Raw genomic sequence first — 13,280 nt, 5'->3', positions numbered from 1 at the left:
ATGCTTCGGATCCGCGATGCCAGCGTGACCTTTCCGGCCTCGGATGGCCAGGACGTACACGCGCTTGATCACGTCTCGCTCGATATCGCTCCAGATTCCATCGTTGTCGCGGTTGGTGCTTCCGGATGCGGCAAGTCGACATTGCTCAACGCGATCGCCGGCTTCCTGCCGCTCACCGAAGGCACGATCACACTGGACGGAAAAGAAATTGTCGCGCCCGGCGGCGATCGTGGCGTCGTCTTCCAGAAAGATACCTTGCTGCCCTGGGCCAATGTGCTGGACAATGTCGCTCTCGGCCTGAAATACCGAGGCGTGCGGCGCGGCGAACGCCATGAGCGATCGAGGCGTCTGCTGGAACTGGTCGGGCTCGCCGATTTCGCCGAAAAGCCGCCCTATGAACTGTCCGGCGGCATGCGCCAGCGAGTCGGCATCGCGCGGGCGCTGGCCACCGATCCGAAGATCCTGCTGATGGACGAGCCGTTCGGCGCCCTCGACAGCCTGACGCGCGAGACGATGCAGCAGCTTCTGGCCTCGGTCTGGGCCAAGACCGGCAAGCAGATCCTGTTCATTACCCATTCGATCGAGGAAGCCCTCACGCTCGGCACCACCATTGTTGTGATGTCGCCTCGACCAGGCCGCATCGTTGCCCGGTTCGACGCCGACTTCGTTCGCGACTTCGCTGAGAGCGGCGACATCGGGCCGATCCAGTCCCACCCGCGTTTCATCGAACTGCGGCAGGAAATCCGCTCGCTCATCCACCAGCCGGAAGGCGCCCGCACAGGAACCTTGCAATGACGCTCGCCGCCAATTCCGGAACCTCTTTTTCGTCTTCGATAGCTCAGCGCGCGCCGTCTCCCAAGACGCGCCGGTCCGCTTCGACAAGCACGCTCGGCATCAGCCTGGTCACCCTGGCGTCGCTCATCGCCTTGTGGTTTTTGGCCACGCGCTTCGGCTGGGCGTCGCCGCTGTTCCTGCCGTCGCCCGCCGAGGTACTGACCCAGTTCAGCGCCGTCTGGGCCGATGGCTATGCCAACGGTACGCTCCTCGAGCACACACTCGCCAGCCTCGGCCGCATCGCCGCGGCGCTCGGTGTCGGCATTTTCCTGGGCGTTCCGCTCGGCCTGCTGATGGGACTCAATCGCTGGGTCAAGGGCATCTTCAGCGTTCCGATCGATCTCTACTGGGGTCTGCCGCCTTTGGCCTACCTGCCGCTGCTGATCATCTGGCTGGGCATCGGCGAAACGTCCAAGATCGTGCTCCTGTCGCTGTCGACCTTCGCCCCGATCTGTTTTGCCGCACAGGCCGGCGTCCGGTCGGTGCCGGCCGAACGCATTAATGCCGCGCTGTCGCTCGGTGCGAGCCGGCTGCAACTTTTCACCAGCATCATCCTGCCGTCCGCGTTGCCGGAAATCATGACCGGCCTGAAGATTGCCATCGGCGCCGGATTGTCCACGCTGGTAGCGGCCGAGCTGATCGCGGCCCAGTCGGGCCTCGGCTACATGATCATGTCGGCGGCCAATTTCCTCGCCACCGACGTCGTCTTCGTCGGCCTCATCGTCATCGCCATTCTTGCCTTCGCCTTTACCAGCGGCATGCGCTGGCTGGAGCATCGCCTCATCCCCTGGAAGGGCAAGATCTGACGCTTGCCGAGACATTCCGCAATCGCTGAAGGAAACAATCCGATGTCCAGCAACACCCGTCCGCTCGACCTCTACTGGTATCTGCCGACCCATGGCGATGGACCGTATCTCGGCACGGACGAGCGGCACCGCCCGGCAACCTTCGGCTATCTCAGGGAGATCGCCCAGGCTGCGGACCGGCTTGGCTTCAAGGGCGTGCTCCTGCCGACAGGAACGCGTTGCGAAGACGCCTGGATCGTGGCGGCCGGGCTGATCCCGCTCACCGAACGGCTGAGGTTCCTCGTGGCACTTCGGCCGGGCAGCGGAACACCGGCGCTGTTTGCGCGTCATGCGGCCACTCTGGACCGCATTTCCGGTGGTCGTGTCCTGCTCAATGTCGTCACTGGAGCCGACCCGGCCGATCTCGCCGGCGACGGCAACAAGCTCAGTCATGACGAGCGCTATGCACAGACCGACGAGTTCCTGACGATCTGGCGGCGGATCCTTTCGGGTGAGCCGGCGGATTTCGACGGCAAATATCTTTCCGCCCACGGCACCGACATTTCCTTCCCGCCGGTTCAGCGGCCGCATCCGCCACTCTGGTTCGGAGGCTCTTCGGATGCCGGCATCGCGATCGCCGCCAAGCACGTGGATACCTATCTGAGCTGGGGTGAACCGGTGGACCAGCTTGCCGAAAAGATCGCCCGCGTCAGGGAAGCCGCAGCGGCGCAAGGCCGCATGATGCGCTTCGGGCTTCGCGTTCACCTGATCGTACGCGAAACGGAGGATGAGGCGTGGGCGGCGGCCGACCGGCTGATCAGCCACGTCACCGACGACCTGATCGCCGAAGCCCAGAAGGGATTTGTCCACATTTCGGAATCCGTCGGCCAAAAGCGCATGTCGGCGCTGCATCAGGGCCGACGCGACCGGCTGGTCGTCGGCCCGAACCTGTGGGCGGGACCGGGGCTGGTGCGTGGCGGTGCGGGAACGGCCTTGGTCGGCAATCCCGACAATGTTGCCGCGCGCATTCGCGAGTATCAGGAGATCGGCATCGAAACCATCATCGCGTCCGGCTATCCGCATCTGGAAGAGGCGTTCAACGTCGCTGAATTGCTTTTCCCCAAACTCGGCCTGAATGGCGAAGCCGCACCCCAGGAGCGCAGCTGGGACGTCGAGTTCGGACGCCCCAAAGTCACCGCGTCCGCTTCGTGACGACCTGCCGACAGCGTCGGCCAGAGCGATGTCATGTGGCTTCGCGGCGGCGATCGGAGCGAGGCTGCGGCTAGGTCCAATGACACGGCTTTCGGGAAGTCGACCGAGAGCAAGTAGCGTCCTGGCTAACCGCCGGATAAAGTTAGGACAGGCCATATCCGGCCGCTCAAGCGAGCTCGGCTGGCGTTATCCCAGGAGCCCCTGGGATAACTGCTATTGAGGCCGCGGCCGGCCCCTCCGACAGCCTCAGGCGGTAACGAGGTCGCTCACATCGGCCCCGGCACCATCTTGGTCGGCTGCTCCGGCATCGGGAATGCATAATTGTCGCATTTCACGTCCGGGTTCGTCGGGCTGAACATTCCGAGCGGGTTGTCCTTGAACAGCCAGGCGTGAAGGTCGTAGTGGTGGAACTCCTTGGGGATGAGCGGATAATGCCCCTCCATCGGCCCCTGGAATGTCTGGCCGAAGAGCTTCGGCGGCTCCTTGGTGTCCGGCGTCAAGGGCACGAGCCATTCCGCGCCGACTAGACGCAAGTCGCCGCCGACCGGCTCATAGATCAGCACATTGGGGCGCGTCGGATCCGCGGTCGGGCCGACAGTCGTGACGTTGACGAAATGGATGCCCATCGCGCCCTTCGGGTAGTCCATCGCCCCCTCTACCTTTTCGCCGCTGTAGAAGACGCATCCTACCGTCGATAGATAAAGCTCGCGAATGGCAACCTTGTAGTCTTCATACCTGGACAGCGATTTACGCAGGGCATCGATCTCGGCTTTGTCGGGTTCGGCCGCCCGAGGAGTGGCGGCGTTCAGACACGCGCCAACGAGACCTGCCAAGGTGAGGATACCGACACGCCTGAGGTGAGTTGTTTTCATCATGCATTCCTCCCAGATTTTTTTCTTCTGGCCGTGCAGGACCGAGGCGGCAGTGATGCTGGACGCGCGGCCGTAATCGATCGCCTCATCCCGGTTGGGACTGCGTCGATGCTAATCCTTTCCGCTGATCGGGAGAATTAACCCTGACGACCTAGGCCCGAGAGAGCCGACGGTGCAGAGACGGACGGTCGGGCCTACTTTGGACCCCATGCACTAGCGCCGGCGCAGCAGGCTCCTCATCCGGTTGCGCAGCAGGCGCGCCATGTTGCGGGTTTCGCGGTAGAGGTGAAGCTGCGACGCCGCCTGGCGGGCGGGACGGTCGGCATCCGGCGTCAGCCCGATCACCAGCGTGCCCATCGGCCTGCGTTCGCTCCACAGCCGGCTCATCACCGGATGGTCGGGCACGGCGCAGGAATCGGTCATCATGATGTTGGGGTCGTCGAGATGCTGCCTGGTCACCTCGATCATCAGCAGCGTGCCCGGCGAATAGGCAGCGAGCGTCTCGTCATAGGCGGTCTTCCAGGTGTAGGCGACGCCGGCCTCGACGAAGACGACCAGGCAGGCGATGGTGCGGCCGTCGAGCGTCAGCGAATGGATGCGGCAGAGATCCTGCTCGGCCAGCCGGTGCACCGCTTCGCGGGCGAAGGCGGCGCGGTAGCGGTCGATGGCCATGGCGGTGCGCTCGCGGCCTTTCCAGCCGGCGGCCTCCAGCGTCAGGAAATTCTCGATGGCATGGCGGATCTCGTCCGGCCCGCGCGCCACGACATGCTCCAGCCGGCCGAGGTCGGCAAGGCGGCGCTTCAGGCGGCGGAATTCGCGATAATGGTGGGCGCGCAGCGAAGCCTTCAGATATTCCTCGCCGTCGAGCTCGCTTTCGAGCACCGGGCGGTCGGCCTTGCCGGTGGTGACCAGCGTCAGGCCGCGCGTTTCGGCGACGCTGGCGAGCAGGCTGGCCACCGGGCCGTCCAGCCTTATGTCGGGCAGCACGAAGACTTTCGGCAGCTTGAGATGCGGCCTGGACAGCATCGCGAAGAAATCCTCGATCACGCCGATCGGATCGTCGCGGTCGACCAGCGGCGTGCCGATCGGGCCGAACGCGCTCGACCAGGTGCGCATGACTGGAACGCCGAGCGGCACCGCCGGCCGCTCGACCGAGAACGGCACCAGCAGGCGCAGCCGGTTGCGATACTGGTCACCGTCGCGGATCACCGCCAGCCGCACCTCACGGTCCTCGAGCCTGGGCATGGCCGGCGCCAGGAAGCGCGGATTGAAGAAGACGTTGGGCTCGATCGTGCGGGTACAGAGATAGTCGAGCTCCTCGACCAGGTCGAAGCCGGCGGAGGCCGGATAGATGGCAAGCTTGCGCTCGGGCCGGTTGTTGGCGAGGATCTCGACATGGGCGGGATCGGCTTCGCGGGCAAGCCCGGCAAGGCCGGACACCATGGCGCCGGCCGGGCCGCCGCTGGTTTCCTCGAGCAAGGGGACAGCAGCCATCAGGCGGCTCCTTTGGCGGGCACGAAAATGACCATGGCGATGCCGAGCTTGCGCCAGACCGTAAAGGACAGCGCGCCGGCCTCGAAGATCATGGCGAAGACGGTGGCCATCGCCGCGCCCCACAGACCGAAAAGCGGGATCAGCACGACGCTAAGCGCGATGTTGAAGGCCAGCGTCATGGCGTAGACGGCAGCACAGATGTTCTGGTTGCCGCTCATGGTGAGCAGGCTTTCGCAAGGGCCGACGGCGGCCCGCGCGACGACGCCGAACACCAGCAGGAACAGCAGCGGATAGCCGGCGGAAAATTCCGGGCCGAACAGGGTCAGCATCGGCTCGCCCAGGGCCAGCACCAGCAGCGCCATCGCCAGCGACGGCCAGAAGGTCCACGACACGGTTTCGCGGGCGAAGGCGGCGAGCTTTTGCGGCTCGCCATGGGTGAACTGCGCATAGCGCTGGGCGACGCCGGCCTTGACCGCGAAATAGACGAAATGCACCAGCGCAAGCGTCTTGACCGTGGCGAAATAGACGGCGACGTCGTTGGGATCGAGATAGGCGCCGACCATCAGCACGTCGGCATTGGTGAGCAGGAAGAAGAAGCTCTCGACCAGGAAGATCGGCAGCGAGACGATGAACCATTGGCCGAAATGCAATTTCATCGGTCCGGCCGGGATCCTTTTGTCGATGCGCGACGTCACGCCGATAAGCTGGCCGAGCGTGGTGGCATAGGTGGCGGCGATGGCGGCGAAGATCGCCGTTCTGGCGTCGGGCGCATAGCCCGCCAGCAGCATCAGCGCCATGAACGCCAGGATCAGCAGCGGCCGCACCAGAAAGGTCGGCGACAGCGCAAACAGCGCCCAGGAATTGGCCCGCGCCAGCCCTTGCAGCAGGTCGGACATGGCAATCATCGGCAGGCAGATGATGCCGAGGATGAATGGCACGACATAGTAGTCTTCGATAAAGGCCGACAGCAGCCAGACGCCGAGCGCGCCGAGGCCGGCGATCAGCGTCGAGGCAACCAGCACGAACAGCCGGCTGGCCCGCACGATGCCGCGCAGTTCGGCCATCATGCCGCGCTCGCGATATTCGGGAATGAAGCGGATGATCGAGGTGTGGAAGCCGAGGCAGGCGAGATTGCCGACGATGACCATCGTCACCCAGACGAGCACGAAAATGCCGTATTCGAACGAGCCCATCCAGCGCGCCATCAAGACCTGGCTGACGAAGGCGATGACGGCGCTGACGATGCGGACCGAAAAGGCGATCAGCGACATGCGGCCGGCCTCGCCGCGCGCGCCGGCGCTGAACAGCACGGCATCGATCAGGCCAAGCAGCGGCCTGATGCGCAGCGCAAGGCGCTGCGGCAGGAACCGCCCGGCTGTCGTCGCCGCGGAAAAGCGCACCCCGATCACACTCCGTTTTCCGCCAATTTACAGGGTGTTGGTGTAGCGGAGACACATTAAGAAACGGTTGGGTGGGGAGAGGGTACGGTCGTTGGCAATGCAGGTGGCATGACGAAATCGGAACCGAGCCTGAGGAAGATCACCGCAGCGCTTCCGATGCCCTCCGGACCGCGATACAGGGATGCGAGGAAGGTACAAAGCGGGTGGACAAAAATTTGTTTGCGTGACGTAAGTCGCTGAATCAGCTTAAGTCTGCCCATGCCTGTCCAGACTCCGGGCAAGTTTGAACCCGCTTCCGAAAATGGTCCATAGCTATGTTCGATGACAGCCGCAGCTTCGTAACGCGGGCGTTCCTTCGTGCCGAATTGGAACTTGAATTCCGTGCCTATGTCGGCGAGGGGTCGGATGCGATCTTGATACAGCGGTTGCGCGAGTGGGATAATCGTCGCCAGCTAAGCGAAGTACAAGCGGAAGGTGCGTTCACCCAAACCTTCTTCGTCGATACCTGGGGGTATGGCGAAGCGGGCCGAGTAGCGCCCGAATTGCAGACCATAATTCCCAAACTTCGGATTGCCGGTGACGGCGCAGGCGGTGGTCCTGGTGAGGCTGACCTGGCTCTCGGCTGGTTTGGTGGTGACTTACACGCGACGCCGCAGGTGCTTTGCGAGTTCAAGGACATTCGCTCAAAGCTCGACGCGAAGCAAAATCGCAAGGGCAGCAACCGTTCGCCCGTCGAGCAATGCCTGAACTACATTCGTGGCGCGCGGCGCGGCCTATTCGGCAATGAGCCGGTGCAGCCGTGGTGGGGAATTGCCACCGACATGAACGAGTTTCGCCTCTACTGGTGGGACCGTGCTCCATCGGAATATCTCCGCTTCGTCATCCGCCGCACCGATCTCTTCGCGGAGAACTATGACCTGCTGACCAATTCGGAGGATGCGCAGTTCGACCGCTTCTTGTTTTGGAAACTGTTCCAGCGGGATTATCTACTTTCCCAAGCGGGCCGCCCTCCGCTCCTGCGACTCATCGAGCGACAATGGGTGCGGGAACGTGCGCTCGAAGGTGAGTTCTACGACCGTTACAAAGCGGTTCGCGAGCGGCTTTTCGAGGTCATGCGGCTGAACAACGCCACATTCGACGGCACACCGACGGAACTCCTTCGGCTCTCGCAGGCGTTGCTCGACCGATTCATTTTCGCCTTCTACTGTGAGGACATGGGCGCGCGGATGCTGTTTCCGCCGCAAATGATCCGTGATCATCTAAAGAGCCGGAGCGTCGAACCCTATTATGACCCCAACGGGTCGGAGTTTTGGGAGTTCTTCAAGCGTCTGTTCGCTTTCATGAATGAGGGCGGTATGTTTGGCGGTCTAAGAGTGCCGCATATTAATGGCGGCCTGTTCGCCGCCAATCCAGCAATGAACGCGCTGGTCATCCCAAATCATGTATTCGCGGCAGCGAAGCAGGGTGCAGGCGAAGCTGCGCTTGAAAGCGATAGAGACACGCTGCTCTATCTCTGCGCGCGGTACAACTACGCCTCGCGCGGTAATGTGAAGGAAAGCCTGAGCCTTTACACTCTCGGCCGTATTTTCGAACAGTCGATAACCGAACTCGAATACCGCGCTGGCGAACTGGAAGGCCGTGATAGCGTTGCCAAGCTTTCAAAGCGAAAGCGCGACGGTGTCTACTATACGCCTGAATGGGTGGTGAACCTGATGGTCGAGCAGGCGCTTGGTCCATGGTTCAGGGAGGCTAGGGCGGCGAGCGGCTATCCTGCTGCAGAAGATGGTGCGCCTGACCTTTCCGCCGGGGAGGCTTATCTTGCGCGACTACGCGGGATACGCATCGTCGATCCGGCCTGCGGCTCCGGCGCATTCCTGATTTCTGCCTTCCGGCGCCTGCTGCAGGAAAGGATGGCGGTGGATCGCGACATCGAGCGCGCCAAGGGCGGAGGGGTGGCGGCGGCTGTCAGCGAGGCACCCATGATCGCCGACATCCTCGCCAACAACATCTACGGCGTCGACATCAATCCGGCTTCGGTGGAAATTGCCAAGCTGGCGCTGTGGCTACATTCGGCTCGCGCCGATGGACCGCTCTCTTCGCTCGATCACACGATCCGGTGCGGCAACAGTCTTGTCGACCATGATTTCTGGGCTGGGCGAGAGCGGATGCAAGATCACATCGAGCGCATCAACAGCTTCGACTGGGAGGATGCTTTCCCCGAAGTCTGGCCGGACGACGACGCAGATGGCGGCTTTGATATCGTCCTTGGCAACCCGCCCTATGTGAAGTTGCAGAACCTTATGAAGGTCGATCCTGACGTGGTTGCCTATCTGCAAGGAAACCGAGGTGACGACACCTACGTCAGCGCCCAGACTGGCAACACTGACCTCTATCTTCCGGTTCATCGAGAAGGGGCTGCGGCTACTCGCACCGGGCGGTCGCATGGCTTACATCGCGCCGAGTCTGTGGACGGTAAATCACTATGGCGAAGGCCTGCGCAGGCTGGTGCGCAGAACGCGGCAGCTTGACCGCTGGATCGACTTCAAGGCCCACCAGATATTCGATGAGGCCATAACCTATACTGCGGTGCAATTCTTCACCAAGGAACCGTGTGCACAGGTTCGGATCGCCATCGCACCCGGCGGTGATGCCGAGGCACATGATGTAGACTGGTCGGATGGAGATCTGGCGGTTCCCTACAACGCCTTTGCCGCGAATGGCGAATGGCTGATGGCGACCGGAACGGAACGAGCGCTGATCGATCGACTGGCGCGGGATTGCTTGCGTCTTGACGATCAGCGGCTGACCAGCGGCATTACCGTCGGTATCCAGACAAGCGCTGATTCCTTCTATCATCTCGACCGCATAGGAACCAATCGCTACCGCTGTGCACCAAAGGGGGTGCCTGCCTGTGAAGTCGAGATCGAGGATGCGATCATGAAGCCGCTAATTTCTGGCGGCGAGGCAAAACGCTACGAAGAGCCTGCGACTGACACTTATCTGTTGTTTCCCTACGCACGCGACCCGCGCGGCAACATGCGCCTTATCCCAGCCGACGAGATGGAACAGCGATTTCCTCGAGCATGGCAATATTTGCTTTCGTGGGAAGCGGAACTTCGAGCGCGAGAAGGAAACAAATTCGACGATGACAACTGGTACCGGTTTGGGCGCCATCAGAATGTCGACAAACAGGACATCCCAAAACTAATAGTTGCGCAAACAGTTCCTGAAATGAGAGTTTGCGCTGACACTAGCGCGGATAAGTACCTTAACAATGTCCGGGTTAATGGCATCATAGCAGCCACTGGAACGGATCAGTCCTATCTGCTCGGCGTGTTGAACGGGCCGATTTCGGACTTTGTCTTCCGCCGGATCGGAAAGCCCAAACAGGGTGGCTGGTTCGAAGCCAACAAACAGTTCATTGCGCCTCTCCCGATCCCCAATGTGTCGCCGGAGGACCGTGCCGAGATCGCTGCCCGGGCTCGTGAATTGCAGCGAAATTGGACCCGCCGCCGCGAACTGCTTCATTCCATCGAGGATCGGCTTTCTGTCCTGGCGCGGGCGCGACATCCGGCGCGTTGGCTCTGGCCTGACCTGCAAGAGCTGCCGGAAATGACGGCGCAAGCACCGGCAGTGCTAAAGCTGCAAGGCGAACGCCGCGCTTGGGCGGAAGCCCAGCTAAACGAGTTCGAGGCCAGTCGTCTCGAAGCGTTGCAGGCGGCGCTTGATGGTGGTGGGCGTCTCGAAGCGGCGTTCCGTGAGGGTGAGCTTCGACTCTATGTCGGCGGCGCGATCATTCTTGACCGCATCTACCTCAACGACGGCGCCGGGCGACTGGCAGAGGCCTATTGGCGCTGGCTATTCCTCAGCCGCAAGTGGCGCGAGGCTGACCGCTTCGCTGCCGAACTGCGGCGACCGCCGGTCGAATCCGATTCGCCGGCCACCCATCAGTTTGTCGAACGCATCGGCGAGTTAGCTGATGACGTGAATGCGATTGAAGCCGGCGAACGGGAAATGAACGAGCGCCTGTTCCAGCTCTATGCGTTAACGGCGGACGAACGGCTTCTTGTTGAAAACGATCATATGCGCCGCCGCGATGCCTGAAACCGCTCGTCAAATGACCTATCGAACGCCTAGATAGTCGGCATGGATCAGCTTTCGCTTTTCGAGACCGAACACGCCGTCACCGAGCCTCGTGCCCCTAACGCCGCCTATATCCGCAAGCACCTCAACCGCCTGCTTCGGCTTGCTCGGCAAGCTGAGCGGTTGCCATGGAGTCAAGCGGAAACGGCTAGCTGGGAAAAGCTATTTCCGGAACTGACGCTACTGCTTCCGCCGGAAGAGGGTGAGGCCTTACGAGCTGCTTTTGTGTTGGAGTTGGAACGGCTTAAGGCGGCGTAAGGGCAGAGCCGAATGAAAGTGCTCGTTCCACCTTTCGCAGAGTTCTTCGTGCCGGTTCTCAGGGCGCTGGACGCCCTCGGCGGGTCGGCTTCGATCGAAGAAATTGATGACAAGACGGCTGTGTTGATGAATGTTTCCGACACGGCGCGGGCCGTGCTGGTTGGCGATGGGCCAAGGTCGAAATTCGACTATCGCTGCGCCTGGGCGCGGAGCTGGCTGAAGAATGCGGGCTTTACGAATAATAGCGAGCGCGGCGTGTGGGCCCTGACTGCGGAAGGCCGTGCAGCGTTGTCACTCAATCCGGACGAGATCGTGCGGAGCGTCAGGCGAGCGGACGCCGCTTTGCGCAAGGCGAAGGTTGTCGTCACCCCTGAGCGGGTAGAGGTTGAGGCGGAAGCAGTGGAAATCTCCTTGAAGGATTGGCGCGAGCAATTGCTCGACATCCTCTTGGCGCTGGATCCAGGAGCGTTCGAGCGACTTTGCCAACGGCTTCTCCGAGAGGCGGGTTTCATCAAGGTCGAAGTGACCGGGAGGAGCGGCGACGGCGGCATCGACGGTACCGGCGTATTGCGGGTCAACCTGCTTTCATTCCACGTGCTGTTCCAGTCCAAGCGTTGGAAGGGGTCAGTCGGGGCAGGCGTTGTGCGGGACTTTCGCGGCGCCATGGTAGGGCGGGCGGACAAGGGCCTGATTATCACCACCGGTACTTTTACGGCGGATGCTCGGCGCGAAGCCGTGCGCGACGGCGCACCGGCCATCGACCTGATCGATGGCGATGGGTTATGCGACCTGCTGAAGGAGCAGAAGATCGGCGTCAGGGTGAAGATGGTCGAGGAAGTTACTGTGGACGAAGCCGCCTTCGCAGGATTTTAGCTGGTCACGCCAGCGGGACAGCGCCCCCCTCTGGCCTGCCGGCCATCTCCCCCTCGGGTGGGGAGATTGGCCAACGGCGGACGTCCGCGCTGCCCCTCATCCGCCCTTCGGGCACCTTCTCCCCGTATGACGGGGAGAAGGAAAGGGCGCCTCTACGTCCCCTTCATCGCATCACATGAAACATTCGGGTTCATGTCGGCGAAGGCGCCGGTCGGGTTGCCCTTCCAGGCCCAGACATGCAGCTCATAGAACGGACCGAGGCCATAGCGATTGGGCGCGCTGTTGAAGTTGAACAGATGCCCATCGAGCGAGGCCGGGCCTTTCGAGGTGATGTATTCGACCGCGACCAGTTTTAGCGTGCCGTCGGCCATCGGCTCGTACATCACCGCTTCCGGCTTGGCGACATCGACAGCGTCGTCCTTGAGGTAGCCGGGATTGACGTAATGGATGCCCATGGCGCCGCCGGTGATGCCGCTGGCGCAGGGGATTGGCGCATAGCCCTCGGCGGTCGCCGCCGCCACATTCTCGAAGCGGCTGTTGGCGGCTCGTACCATGTCGGCCAGCGGATTGCCGTCCTTTGCCTGGGCCGCGGTGGCGGCGATCGACAGGATGGCCAGGGCGGCAAGGCGCCCGGTGCAAAGATTGATGTTCATGTTCTCTCCGGTTGTTTGAGGACGCGCACCGATCGGGTCTGCTCAACGCTGCGGCGTCCGTTGGAATTTTGCGAAACAGGTCGCTCGTCCTGTTTTCATGTCGGCCGCGATGATGCGGCCGGTTGCACGGGTTGTTTCAGCCCGTCCAAACGGCGCGGCGGCCTAATGGTCCCACCAATAATATTCCCAGTATTCGCGCCGCTGCTCGCGTTCGGGCAGTCCGATGTCCTGCCTCAGATAATCGTCTTGCGGGGGCAGCCGGCGCCGCCTGCCCAGCAGACGCGAAGGCAGCGCCGCCGCGATCCGCCATAGACGGCCAGGCAGGGAACCGCCGGGGTTTCCCACGACAGGCGCCGGTTCGCCGACCGGCATGCCATCAGGCATGTCGCAATTGCCGCGAATGGCAGTTTGATACTCATCCTTTTGTCCGCCACTTGGGGTTTGCCTGCCATCAACGGTAAAAGTAGGGGTCAAGAACCCGCACCTCCGTGATCTTGTCGACAGGCAGCGAATTCTTCTGGGCGGTGCTGCGGATCGCCTCGGGCGAGGGCGCGTCATAGATGCAGAAGCTGCGCTTCTTGTCCGGCGACACGTAGGACTGCAGCCAGGTAACGCCCTTTTCGGCATTGCGCATGACGACACCGCCCAGCGCGTCGGCGCCGGCTTCGTTCATCGGCACGTTGAGGCCGTCCGGGAATGTGCGTTCGATCAGATAACGAGGCATGGAAGCCTTCCTTTCTCCAGTGGGTCACGCCC

General features: G+C 62.3%; 13 protein-coding genes. 7 read left to right on the top strand and 6 right to left on the bottom strand.

Going from position 1 to position 13,280, the window contains the following annotated elements; translation table 11 throughout:
• The 3 genes from NKJ15_RS18330 to ssuD are packed head-to-tail and all read left to right on the top strand — an operon-like array spanning position 1 to position 2,831.
• Positions 1-795 (top strand): taurine ABC transporter ATP-binding protein, encoded by a 795-nt coding sequence (locus NKJ15_RS18330; RefSeq protein ID WP_352471351.1) that lies wholly within the window; start codon positions 1-3, stop codon positions 793-795.
• Positions 792-1,640 carry an ABC transporter permease subunit gene (locus NKJ15_RS18325; RefSeq protein WP_352616933.1) on the top strand — a complete coding sequence of 283 codons (849 nt, stop codon included), beginning with the start codon at positions 792-794 and terminating at the stop codon, positions 1,638-1,640. Before NKJ15_RS18330 ends, NKJ15_RS18325 begins: the two co-directional genes overlap by 4 nt.
• A 42-nt stretch (positions 1,641-1,682) precedes the next feature.
• Complete coding sequence (gene ssuD / locus NKJ15_RS18320; protein ID WP_352503200.1) at positions 1,683-2,831, top strand: FMNH2-dependent alkanesulfonate monooxygenase; 1,149 nt, start codon at positions 1,683-1,685, stop codon at positions 2,829-2,831.
• A gap of 266 nt (positions 2,832-3,097) precedes the next feature.
• Here the strand turns inward: ssuD and NKJ15_RS18315 are convergent, their stop codons facing one another.
• The 3 genes from NKJ15_RS18315 to NKJ15_RS18305 all read right to left on the bottom strand — a co-directional run bounded on the left by NKJ15_RS18315 (position 3,098) and on the right by NKJ15_RS18305 (position 6,597).
• Positions 3,098-3,706 (bottom strand): hypothetical protein, encoded by a 609-nt coding sequence (locus NKJ15_RS18315; RefSeq protein WP_352816621.1) that lies wholly within the window; start codon positions 3,704-3,706, stop codon positions 3,098-3,100.
• Between the two features lie 210 nt (positions 3,707-3,916).
• Positions 3,917-5,197, bottom strand: coding sequence for a GNAT family N-acetyltransferase (locus NKJ15_RS18310; RefSeq protein ID WP_352816618.1), 1,281 nt, complete (start codon positions 5,195-5,197; stop codon positions 3,917-3,919).
• Complete coding sequence (locus NKJ15_RS18305; protein WP_352816751.1) at positions 5,197-6,597, bottom strand: lipopolysaccharide biosynthesis protein; 1,401 nt, start codon at positions 6,595-6,597, stop codon at positions 5,197-5,199. The genes NKJ15_RS18310 and NKJ15_RS18305 overlap by 1 nt, the downstream gene beginning before the upstream one ends.
• Before the next feature lie 314 nt (positions 6,598-6,911).
• Here NKJ15_RS18305 and NKJ15_RS18300 point away from each other — a divergent pair, with 314 nt between their 5' ends.
• From NKJ15_RS18300 to NKJ15_RS18285, 4 genes are read left to right on the top strand one after another with little or no spacing between them, the layout of a single operon-like run.
• A complete protein-coding gene (locus NKJ15_RS18300) occupies positions 6,912-9,125 on the top strand; it encodes an Eco57I restriction-modification methylase domain-containing protein (protein ID WP_352816615.1) in 2,214 nt (737 codons plus the stop codon).
• Positions 9,040-10,701: a hypothetical protein gene (locus NKJ15_RS18295; protein ID WP_352816614.1), complete on the top strand. Its 1,662-nt coding sequence runs from the start codon at positions 9,040-9,042 to the stop codon at positions 10,699-10,701. The genes NKJ15_RS18300 and NKJ15_RS18295 overlap by 86 nt, the downstream gene beginning before the upstream one ends.
• 42 nt (positions 10,702-10,743) lie before the next feature.
• Positions 10,744-10,998 (top strand): hypothetical protein, encoded by a 255-nt coding sequence (locus NKJ15_RS18290; protein ID WP_352616917.1) that lies wholly within the window; start codon positions 10,744-10,746, stop codon positions 10,996-10,998.
• Between the two features lie 12 nt (positions 10,999-11,010).
• The gene (locus NKJ15_RS18285; protein WP_352816611.1) at positions 11,011-11,871 is read left to right on the top strand and encodes a restriction endonuclease; all 861 of its coding nucleotides are present in this window, start codon (positions 11,011-11,013) and stop codon (positions 11,869-11,871) included.
• A gap of 152 nt (positions 11,872-12,023) precedes the next feature.
• Here the strand turns inward: NKJ15_RS18285 and NKJ15_RS18280 are convergent, their stop codons facing one another.
• From NKJ15_RS18280 to NKJ15_RS18270, 3 genes are all read right to left on the bottom strand, one after another.
• A complete protein-coding gene (locus NKJ15_RS18280; RefSeq protein ID WP_352816610.1) occupies positions 12,024-12,524 on the bottom strand; it encodes a hypothetical protein in 501 nt (166 codons plus the stop codon).
• Between the two features lie 162 nt (positions 12,525-12,686).
• On the bottom strand, positions 12,687-12,908 hold the full coding sequence (locus tag NKJ15_RS18275; protein WP_352816608.1) for a hypothetical protein: 222 nt from the start codon (positions 12,906-12,908) through the stop codon (positions 12,687-12,689).
• Between the two features lie 67 nt (positions 12,909-12,975).
• Positions 12,976-13,248: a DUF4242 domain-containing protein gene (locus NKJ15_RS18270; RefSeq protein ID WP_023677971.1), complete on the bottom strand. Its 273-nt coding sequence runs from the start codon at positions 13,246-13,248 to the stop codon at positions 12,976-12,978.
• Positions 13,249-13,280: the final 32 nt, after the last annotated feature.

Origin of the sequence: Mesorhizobium sp. M0207 (assembly GCF_040321995.1) — a bacterium.
GTDB lineage: Bacteria > Pseudomonadota > Alphaproteobacteria > Rhizobiales > Rhizobiaceae > Mesorhizobium.
This window is presented reverse-complemented; position numbering and strand designations above follow the sequence as displayed.

Coding starts and splice junctions, on each gene's coding strand:
- NKJ15_RS18330 (WP_352471351.1), top strand. CDS start 1: ATGCTTCGGATCCGCGATGCCAGCGTGACCTTTCCGGCCTCGGATGGC.
- NKJ15_RS18325 (WP_352616933.1), top strand. CDS start 792: ATGACGCTCGCCGCCAATTCCGGAACCTCTTTTTCGTCTTCGATAGCT.
- ssuD (WP_352503200.1), top strand. CDS start 1,683: ATGTCCAGCAACACCCGTCCGCTCGACCTCTACTGGTATCTGCCGACC.
- NKJ15_RS18315 (WP_352816621.1), bottom strand. CDS start 3,706: ATGATGAAAACAACTCACCTCAGGCGTGTCGGTATCCTCACCTTGGCA.
- NKJ15_RS18310 (WP_352816618.1), bottom strand. CDS start 5,197: ATGGCTGCTGTCCCCTTGCTCGAGGAAACCAGCGGCGGCCCGGCCGGC.
- NKJ15_RS18300 (WP_352816615.1), top strand. CDS start 6,912: ATGTTCGATGACAGCCGCAGCTTCGTAACGCGGGCGTTCCTTCGTGCC.
- NKJ15_RS18295 (WP_352816614.1), top strand. CDS start 9,040: ATGGCTTACATCGCGCCGAGTCTGTGGACGGTAAATCACTATGGCGAA.
- NKJ15_RS18290 (WP_352616917.1), top strand. CDS start 10,744: ATGGATCAGCTTTCGCTTTTCGAGACCGAACACGCCGTCACCGAGCCT.
- NKJ15_RS18285 (WP_352816611.1), top strand. CDS start 11,011: ATGAAAGTGCTCGTTCCACCTTTCGCAGAGTTCTTCGTGCCGGTTCTC.
- NKJ15_RS18280 (WP_352816610.1), bottom strand. CDS start 12,524: ATGAACATCAATCTTTGCACCGGGCGCCTTGCCGCCCTGGCCATCCTG.
- NKJ15_RS18275 (WP_352816608.1), bottom strand. CDS start 12,908: ATGCCTGATGGCATGCCGGTCGGCGAACCGGCGCCTGTCGTGGGAAAC.
- NKJ15_RS18270 (WP_023677971.1), bottom strand. CDS start 13,248: ATGCCTCGTTATCTGATCGAACGCACATTCCCGGACGGCCTCAACGTG.